Here is an 8,568-nt window from a genome sequence, read left to right as displayed (position 1 = left end):
AAACCCGCATTGAAACTTGCATCAGCCGGTGACCGGGAAAGACCAACGCTCAGAGTGTTTTGGCACCAAAGGTGTCGCACTGCCCGAGATCGCCTGTCGCCAGTCCGCGATTCAACCAGCGCTGCCGCTGCGCGCTCGTGCCGTGAGTAAACGCTTCGGGCACCACGCGTCCTTGCGTCTCCTTCTGCAGCCGGTCGTCGCCTATGGCGCCCGCCGCATTCAGCCCTTCCTGGAAGTCACCGGGCTCGATGAGCTTCGCGTTGTTCGTTTGAGCCACGTTGGCCCAGACACCCGCAAAACAATCCGCCTGCAACTCGACACGCACCGACAACTGGTTGGCCTGTTCCCGCGACATCCGTTGCCGGGCGGCATCGACTTTGTTCATGATGCCCAGCACGTTCTGCACATGGTGGCCGACTTCGTGCGCGATCACATACGCCTGCGCAAAATCTCCGCTCGCGCCGAAGCGGTCACGCAACTCCCGATAGAACGATAAATCGATATATACCGAGCGGTCGTTCGGGCAGTAGAAAGGCCCCATGGCTGATTGACCGGTTCCGCACGCGGTCGCGGTGCCGCCGGAGAAGAGGACGAGCTTGGGCGCCGGGTAATCCTGGCTGTAGCGGGTCCGGAAAATCTGCTGCCAGGTGCGCTCGGTGTTGCCGAGCACCCGGCGCACGAACACCACGTCTTGATCGTTCGCGCTTGTCTGGGGCTGAGCGCGCGGGTCCATCTGCCGTTGCTGCGTCTGCGGCTGGCTGTATGAGCCACCCTGCGAACCACTCTGCCCGGTCGAACCGCCGCTCAGGATCAGCATGGGATCGATACCGAAAAAATACGCGGCTGCCAACGCTATGACAATCGTGCCGATACCAATCGAGCGTCCCCCGCCGATGCGAAATCCTCCGCCTCCGCCGCCGGCTCCGCGCCGGTCCTCCACATTGCGGCTCTCTGCTTCGTCATCAAGACGCATGGTCTTCTCCCGTCGCGGTGTTTGTTGGTTTAGCCGCAGGGTTGTTATCCCGACCTGGAAAACGCCTGCGATGCTGTTCCGTCATGGTACCCGGCGTAGGGCGGCACGCCACCCGAGAATCGCGCTAATAACTTCTCGGAACGTAACGCGTTTTCCTCATCTCAATGCGGCAAACCTTCTTTGATGCAGTGCGGTTGATTGTCGCGGAATCCGTGTACTGGCAATTTCGGTCGTTAATGAAATTACTTTGAAAAATTACGTATAAACAGTGGGTTACAGATCAACCATCTTCAAAATTGCGACATTTGCGCACATTCCCGCGTTCTTCTGCGTCGCACCATTCATCTCAAAAACTGGCTTAGAGTCACTTCCGTCGTACCCAGTCCAACCAACCAGCGCCCGCCCGCGAGCTCGTTTCGAGTGCGCCCGCGAAGGCTGCACAACCTGCCATGCATGCCACTCAGCAAGCGCTTGATCTAGCGCGTATCCAGTTCGCTTTTACGGTGTCTTTCCACATTGTTTTCCCGGCGCTCAGCATTGGCCTGGCGAGTTTTATCGCTGTGCTCGAAGGCATGTGGCTCAAAACCGGTAAGCCGGTCTACAAGGAGTTATGCCTGTTCTGGTCGAAGGTGTTCGCCGTCGCCTTCGGCATGGGCGTGGTGTCCGGTGTCGTGATGAGCTACGAATTCGGCACCAACTGGGGCGGCTTTTCAAGCTTCGCCGGCCCGATCACCGGCCCGCTGCTCGCCTATGAAGTGATGACCGCGTTTTTCCTGGAAGCGGGCTTCCTCGGCATCATGCTGTTCGGCTGGAACAAGGTTGGACCGAAGGCGCACTTCGGCGCCACCCTGATGGTCGCCATCGGCACACTGATCTCGACCTTCTGGATCCTTGCATCGAATAGCTGGATGCAGACGCCGCAGGGGTTTCGTATCGAAGGCGATCATGTCGTGCCGGTGAGCTGGTTCAAGATCATTTTCAACCCGTCGTTTCCGTACCGGCTTTCGCATATGGCAATCGCGGCGTTTATTGTCGCGGCGCTGGTCGTGGCAGCTTCAGCGGCTTATCACTTGCTGAAGGGACGTAAGGACCCGGCCATCAAGAAGATGTTTTCGATGTCGCTGTGGCTGCTGCTGGTTCTCACCCCGCTTCAGGCTGTAGTCGGCGACCAGCACGGCCTCAATACGCGCGAATATCAACCGGCGAAGATCGCGGCTATTGAAGGCCTGTGGGACACGGAGAAAGGCGGTACGGCGCTGAACCTCTTCGGCATCCCGGACATGGAAGCTGAAACCACGAAATACGCCGTGTCCATTCCGCACCTGGGCAGCCTGATCCTGACGCATAGCTGGGACGGCGAAATCCGCGGTCTCAAGTCGTTTCCGAAAGAGGACCGGCCGAACTCGACGATCGTGTTCTGGAGCTTCCGGATCATGGCCGGGCTCGGTGTGCTGATGATCCTGATGAGCGTGGCCGGGTTCGTGCTGCGGCGGAAAAACGAGATCTTCGAGTCAAAGATGTTCCAGCGCTTCGTGCTCGTGATGGGACCCACCGGCTTCATCTCGCTGCTCGCCGGCTGGGTAACGACCGAAGCAGGACGTCAACCGTGGGTGGTCTACGGCGTGATGCGCACGGCGCAGGCCGTGTCGCCGGTCAGCGCGCAGCAAGTAGGTGTGACGCTGCTGATCTTCGTGATCGTCTACACGCTCGTGTTTGGTACCGGCATCTACTACCTGCTCAAGCTGCTTAAAACAGGTCCGGCTTTGCCCGGCACCATCACGCACGCGCCGCGCATGGACGACGACAACCATACCGCGCGCCGGCCTCTGTCCGCCGCGACGCATTCAATCGAAGGAGCTTGAGATGGACTTGTCCCTGACGTGGGCCGCGATCATCGCACTGGGCGTGCTGATGTATGTAGTGCTGGACGGCTTCGATCTTGGCATCGGCATCCTGTTTCCGTTCTTCCCTGAAGAGCGTGATCGCGACGTCATGATGAACACCGTCGCACCGGTCTGGGACGGCAACGAGACCTGGCTCGTGCTGGGCGGCGCCGGCTTGTTCGCCGCGTTTCCGCTGATCTATTCAACCGTGCTGTCGGGGCTTTATCTGCCGTTGATGTTCATGCTGGTTTGCCTGATCTTTCGCGGCGTCACGTTCGAGATCCGCTCGAAGGCGACCCGCACGAAGCACATGTGGGATCTTGCGTTTATCGGCGGATCGGCGGGTGCGACGTTCTTCCAGGGCGTGACGCTTGGCGCGTTTCTCAACGGCATTCCGGTCGCGGACGGCCGTTTTTCCGGCGATGCCTTTACCTGGTTCACGCCCTTCAGCATGTTCACCGGACTCGCGCTGGTGGTCACCTATGCACTGCTCGGCTGCTGCTGGCTGATCGCGAAAACGGAAGGCGACCTGCAACGACGCTTTTACCGAATTGTGTGGCCGTTGACGCTGCTGCAACTGGGCACCATTGCGGTCGTCAGTATCTGGACACCGCTGCAGGACGCAGGCATCGCGACGCGCTGGTTCGATACTCCCTGGTTCTATCGATTCCTGCCGGTGCCGGTACTCGTGATCGCCTGCGCGTGGCTGATGCGCCGGTCCATTCAATCGCGGCACGAAACGCGACCGTTCATGATGGCGCTGGCATTCGTGCTGCTTGGTTATAGCGGGCTGGTGGCGAGCATATCGCCCCATGCCATCTTCCCCGGCGTGTCGCTCTGGGAACTTGCGGCGCCACACTCGAGCCAGATGTTCACGCTCATTGGCGCAGCGGTGATCTTGCCCGTGATCATCGCGTACACGACGCTCGGTTACTGGGTTTTTCGCGGCAAGGTGCGCCATGGCGAACATCGCTATCACTAAGAATGGCGGCGACCGCCGCAGGGCTTCGCGGCTCAAGAGCACGTTGTGGTTCGTGGCGCTCTGGTGCGTTGGTGTGGGCGGCGCGATGCTGCTTGCGCTACCGTTCAAGCTGCTGATTCAGGCGGCTACGCATTAAAGCGTGGCAGGAGCCGACATGGCAACCAACAACTGACGCCTAAAAGAAAGAGGCCGGTTTCAACTCTCGTTGAAACCGGCCTCTCACGTTTTGGACGTTCCGAGTTAAATCTTCTGCGGCTAGAACCCCAACGCTACAGCAAGAAGCCCTGCCACCACCCCAAACCCCACCACCGCGACAGCCACAAACGTCAGCACGCGCGGCGGAAAAGAACGGCCGAGCATGGCGACCGATGGCAAGCTGACCGGCGGCAGCGTCATGAGCAACGCACCCGCGGGACCGACCGACATACCGAGCGACAGCATCGCCTGGATGATCGGCACTTCGCCCGCTGTCGGGATCACGAACAACGTACCAGCGATAGCGAGACCCACGATCCACAGCACGCTATTGTCGATGTTCGGACCAATATGCGGAAACAACCACGCCCGCGCAGCGCCAAGCACCAGCACGAGCACGATGTATTCGGGCACAAGGCGGATCGTCATGCGTCCGAGGATGCGAATCCAGCGCGTGAACACCGTACCCGGATCTTCCGCCGTGACCAGTTTCGCCATCTCGCTGCGTGACGCTTCGGCTTCCTTTGGCGTCACCATCCGGTTCACGGCATAACCCAGGCCGAACACCATCAGGATTCCCAACGCGAGCCGCAGCCCCATCCATTGCCAACCAAGCACGAAGCCCATGAAAATAAGCGTGGCGGGGTTCAGCACGGTGTTGCCGAGCCAGAACGCGATAGCCGCTCCCGGCGCCGCCTGACGCGCGCGCAGGCCAGCCACGACCGGCGCCGCGCAGCACGTGCACATCATGCCCGGCAGCGACATCAGGCCACCATTGACCACGCTGCTAAAACCGCTCTTGCCAAGCGCACGCGCCACCCATTGCGGCGGAATCAGCGCCTGCACCGCCGAGCCGAGCAGAAGCCCTAATACCATTGCCTGCCAGATCGCCTTGCCATAGGCGATGGCGTAGTCGAGAGCGGCCTGCCACGATGGCGCGGGCGCGCTCGCGGCGGTGCCCATCAGGATTGATTTACCGATGGAATGCTGACTGGCCGCCACGAACGCGCGGTTGTAGTACGGAAACCATTTGACGTAGAACAGGCCCACGACCGCTATCAGCAGGAACGTGATCCAGCCGAGCGCGACGCGGGGTTGTCGAAGTGTGGATTGCATGGTCTTGGGTAGTTTGTTTGTATTGGAATGAAACGGTGTCAGGACGACGTGACGGGCGCGGCCTCGAGCCGTGCCAGCAGCGCCCTTGCCTGCTCGGTCACATCAGCGTCGTTCGGCCGAAACAGCATGTGCGTGGCGTGCGGCAATTCGCTGAAATTCTGGTGGCTGCTGCGTGAATACGCCGGATCGTAATGCAGGTCGATCAGGTCACGTGCCAGCTCCGCCTCCCGGCCTGCGTCGATCAACGCATGCCAGCCGCTCACCCGCTCGCGGCTATGGAGCCCGATCAGACGCGACAGTTGCTGCTTGAACGATTCAGGATGCTGGAAAAGATGAGCGTAATCCTGCAGCAGGAACGTGGCGCGATCCTCGCGGCTTGCCTCGACTTCGACACACGCGCCGCGGTGAATCGACTCCAGCAGTGCAAGGGGCAAAGAGATCGCGCCGATCCGCCGGCTCTCCGCCTCGACGAACACCGGACGGGCCGGATCGAAGCCACGTAGCGCGCCGACCAGCAGCGTGTCGAACCATTTCTGCGATGGTTGTGGCTCACCCGGCAACGCGCCAAGCAGGGAGCCTCGATGCGCCGCGAGTTGTTCCAGATCCAGCGTCTGTGCACCAGCCTCGTGCAATGCGTGCAGCAGACGTGTCTTGCCGCTGCCGGTGGGACCGGTGAGCACGATGTATCGGAACGCGCTGGGCAGACGGTCCAACGTATCGAGCGTCGCGCGCCGGTAGGTTTTATACCCGCCCTCCAGTTGCCGCGCCTGCCAGCCGATAATGCTGAACACCGCGGTGACGGAACCGGACCGGGTACCGCCGCGCCAGCAATAAATCAGCGGGCGCCAGTTTCGCGGCCGGTCGGCAAAGATTGTGTCGAGGTGCTGCGCGATATTGCGTGCGACCAGCGCAGCGCCCACGCGGGCGGCCTCGAACGGCGACACCTGCTTGTACATCGTACCGACTGTTACCCGTTCCTCATTGCTCAACACGGGAGCGTTGAGTGCGCCGGGAATATGGTCGTCCGCGAATTCGAGCGGCGTGCGGACATCGATTATCTCGTCGAAATCGGCCAGGCGATCGAGGGAAACAAGCAGGTTTTTCAAGGTGCGGCGCGCGAAAGTGCCCGGATGGGGGAAGCGGGATTATCGCACGCGGAAAATCGGGTCGCGATGAGCCCGGGCGCGCGTCCAGACCGGAGATCCGGTATGGACACTCCGTCTGCTCCGTTCAAATTACCGGGTCCGCATTTTTGGCCGTTAATTGTTTCGCCGCATACTTCGGGTTAACGCGTGGATCGGCCACAAGCCCCAGTCGTCAGCGAAGGACGTGGCCAACCTGCGCAAGACGCTTGCCGGATGACGTATGCGCTGGCCGGCCGCAATCGCTGAATAACTGCCTTAAGAAGCCTTGCAACAAGGATCACACGATGAGCTATAACGAGACCATCGGTCTGCGGACTTACCGTTTCGACGACCTGAAGATGCTGCTGGCCAAAGCCAGCCCGCTGCGTTCCGGCGACCAGTTGGCAGGCGTGACCGCTCACACGGAAGAAGAACGCGTGGCGGCGAAGATGGCGCTGGCGCAAGTGCCGTTGCGCACCTTCCTCACCGAAGCCGTGATTCCGTATGAGATTGACGAGGTCACGCGACTCATCATCGATGATCATTCTCGCCAAGCTTTCGCCGAGATTTCGCATCTCACCGTGGGCGATTTCCGCAACTGGCTGCTGGCCGACACCACCGACTCCGCCGCGTTGATCCGCGTGACAGCGGGACTGACACCGGAGATGGTCGCGGCTGTATCGAAGCTCATGCGCAACCAGGACCTGATCCTCGTCGCGAAAAAACGGCCGGTTATCACACGCTTTCGCAACACGATCGGCTTGCCCGGACATATGTCGGTGCGCCTGCAGCCGAACCATCCGACCGACGACGTCAAGGGCATTGCCGCATCCATGCTCGACGGCCTCATGTACGGCTGCGGCGACGCAATGATCGGCATCAATCCGGCATCGGATTCGTTGAGCGCGATCACGACGCTGCTCGTGATGATCGACGACTTCCGGCAACGCTACGACGTACCAACGCAATCATGCGTGCTCACGCATGTGACCAACACGATCGCTGCAATCGAAAAAGGTGCGCCGGTCGATCTCGTGTTCCAGTCGATTGCGGGCACCGAGAAAGCGAACAGCAGTTTTGGCGTCTCGCTGGCGCTGCTTAAGGAAGCGCATGAAGCGGGGTTGTCGCTGAAACGCGGCACCGTTGGCAACGACCTGATGTATTTCGAAACCGGTCAAGGCAGCGAGTTGTCTGCCGACGCGCATCATGGTGTCGATCAGCAGACCTGCGAAGTGCGCGGTTACGCAGTCGCGCGCAAGTTCAACCCGCTGCTGGTCAACACAGTGGTCGGGTTCATTGGCCCCGAGTATTTGTACGACGGCCGGCAAATCATTCGCGCCGGACTGGAGGATCATTTCTGCGGCAAGTTGCTCGGCGTCCCCATGGGTTGCGACATCTGTTACACGAATCACGCCGAAGCCGATCAGGACGACATGGATAACTTGCTCACGCTGCTGGGCGTCGCCAATGTCAATTTCATCATGGGCATTCCGGGTGCGGATGACGTCATGCTCAACTATCAGAGCACGTCTTTTCACGACGCGCTTTATATTCGCAATGTGCTCGGCCTGCGGCGCGCACCGGAGTTCGAGGCCTGGCTTGAATCGATGCGAATCGCCGATCCGCGCGGTATGTTGCTGAACCATTCTGCACCGCAACCTCTGCTTGAATGGATGAGCGCCTGATGACCGATTTCGACAATCCTCCCTGTTCCGTCAGCACCAATCCGTGGGACGCGCTGCGCCGTTTTACCAACGCGCGCATTGCGCTAGGGCGAGCGGGCAGCAGCCTGCCGACGGCGCCGTTGCTTGCGTTTAATCTTTCGCACGCGCAAGCCCGCGACGCCGTGCATCAACCACTCGATGTAGCCGCGCTGCATGCGTCTTTACGTGCGTCCGGTTTCAATACGCTCGACGCCGAAAGCGCTGCCCCCGATCGCGAGCACTATCTGCGGCGCCCCGATCTGGGCAGAAAGCTGAACGATGAAAGTGCAGCGCGGTTGCGCGACTACGCGGTCACGGCAGCCGCTGCGTTTGACGTGGTATTCGTGGTCGCCGATGGTTTGTCGGCTCATGCAGCGGCACGTCATGCCGTGCCGTTGCTCGAGCGGATGCGCTCGCAACTAGTGAGCCTGAGCATCGGTCCGATCGTCGTCGCAAGGCAGGCGCGGGTCGCGCTTGGCGATGGTATCGGTGAACTTTTACGGGCAAGGATCGTGGTGATGCTGATTGGCGAGCGGCCGGGTTTGAGTTCTCCCGACAGCCTCGGCATCTACCTGACATACGAACCGCGAAT

General features: G+C 60.6%; 8 protein-coding genes. 5 read left to right on the top strand and 3 right to left on the bottom strand.

Annotation, left to right across the window (positions count from 1 at the left end):
• Nucleotides 1-49: 49 nt before the first annotated feature.
• Complete coding sequence (locus JWR14_RS01190) at nt 50-973, bottom strand: neutral zinc metallopeptidase (RefSeq protein WP_299699952.1); 924 nt, start codon at nt 971-973, stop codon at nt 50-52.
• 449 nt (nt 974-1,422) lie between these two features.
• Here JWR14_RS01190 and JWR14_RS01185 point away from each other — a divergent pair, with 449 nt between their 5' ends.
• From JWR14_RS01185 to JWR14_RS01175, 3 genes are read left to right on the top strand one after another with little or no spacing between them, the layout of a single operon-like run.
• Entirely contained in the window at nt 1,423-2,835 is a 1,413-nt protein-coding gene (locus tag JWR14_RS01185; protein WP_299699949.1) for a cytochrome ubiquinol oxidase subunit I, read from the top strand.
• Between the two features lies 1 nt (nt 2,836).
• On the top strand, nt 2,837-3,838 hold the full coding sequence (cydB, locus tag JWR14_RS01180) for a cytochrome d ubiquinol oxidase subunit II (protein ID WP_299699946.1): 1,002 nt from the start codon (nt 2,837-2,839) through the stop codon (nt 3,836-3,838).
• Nucleotides 3,816-3,974: a hypothetical protein gene (locus tag JWR14_RS01175; RefSeq protein ID WP_299699943.1), complete on the top strand. Its 159-nt coding sequence runs from the start codon at nt 3,816-3,818 to the stop codon at nt 3,972-3,974. Before cydB ends, JWR14_RS01175 begins: the two co-directional genes overlap by 23 nt.
• Nucleotides 3,975-4,093: 119 nt before the next feature.
• Here JWR14_RS01175 and JWR14_RS01170 read toward each other — a convergent pair whose 3' ends face one another.
• A complete protein-coding gene (locus JWR14_RS01170; protein WP_299699939.1) occupies nt 4,094-5,149 on the bottom strand; it encodes a permease in 1,056 nt (351 codons plus the stop codon).
• Nucleotides 5,150-5,187: 38 nt separating this feature from the next.
• Entirely contained in the window at nt 5,188-6,255 is a 1,068-nt protein-coding gene (gene mnmH, locus JWR14_RS01165) for a tRNA 2-selenouridine(34) synthase MnmH (protein WP_299699936.1), read from the bottom strand.
• A 323-nt stretch (nt 6,256-6,578) separates the two neighbouring features.
• Here mnmH and JWR14_RS01160 point away from each other — a divergent pair, with 323 nt between their 5' ends.
• A complete protein-coding gene (locus tag JWR14_RS01160; RefSeq protein WP_299699933.1) occupies nt 6,579-7,958 on the top strand; it encodes an ethanolamine ammonia-lyase subunit EutB in 1,380 nt (459 codons plus the stop codon).
• The coding region (eutC, locus tag JWR14_RS01155; RefSeq protein WP_299699930.1) for an ethanolamine ammonia-lyase subunit EutC at nt 7,958-8,568 on the top strand (611 nt) is incomplete at its 3' end. The genes JWR14_RS01160 and eutC, both read left to right, overlap by 1 nt.

It is taken from the genome of Caballeronia sp., assembly GCF_028292365.1.
GTDB lineage: Bacteria > Pseudomonadota > Gammaproteobacteria > Burkholderiales > Burkholderiaceae > Caballeronia.
This window is presented reverse-complemented; position numbering and strand designations above follow the sequence as displayed.

Bases quoted from the DNA above. Each gene is read 5' to 3' on its own strand.
- JWR14_RS01190 (WP_299699952.1), bottom strand. From the start codon at position 973: ATGCGTCTTGATGACGAAGCAGAGAGCCGCAATGTGGAGGACCGGCGC.
- JWR14_RS01185 (WP_299699949.1), top strand. From the start codon at position 1,423: ATGCATGCCACTCAGCAAGCGCTTGATCTAGCGCGTATCCAGTTCGCT.
- cydB (WP_299699946.1), top strand. From the start codon at position 2,837: ATGGACTTGTCCCTGACGTGGGCCGCGATCATCGCACTGGGCGTGCTG.
- JWR14_RS01175 (WP_299699943.1), top strand. From the start codon at position 3,816: ATGGCGAACATCGCTATCACTAAGAATGGCGGCGACCGCCGCAGGGCT.
- JWR14_RS01170 (WP_299699939.1), bottom strand. From the start codon at position 5,149: ATGCAATCCACACTTCGACAACCCCGCGTCGCGCTCGGCTGGATCACG.
- JWR14_RS01160 (WP_299699933.1), top strand. From the start codon at position 6,579: ATGAGCTATAACGAGACCATCGGTCTGCGGACTTACCGTTTCGACGAC.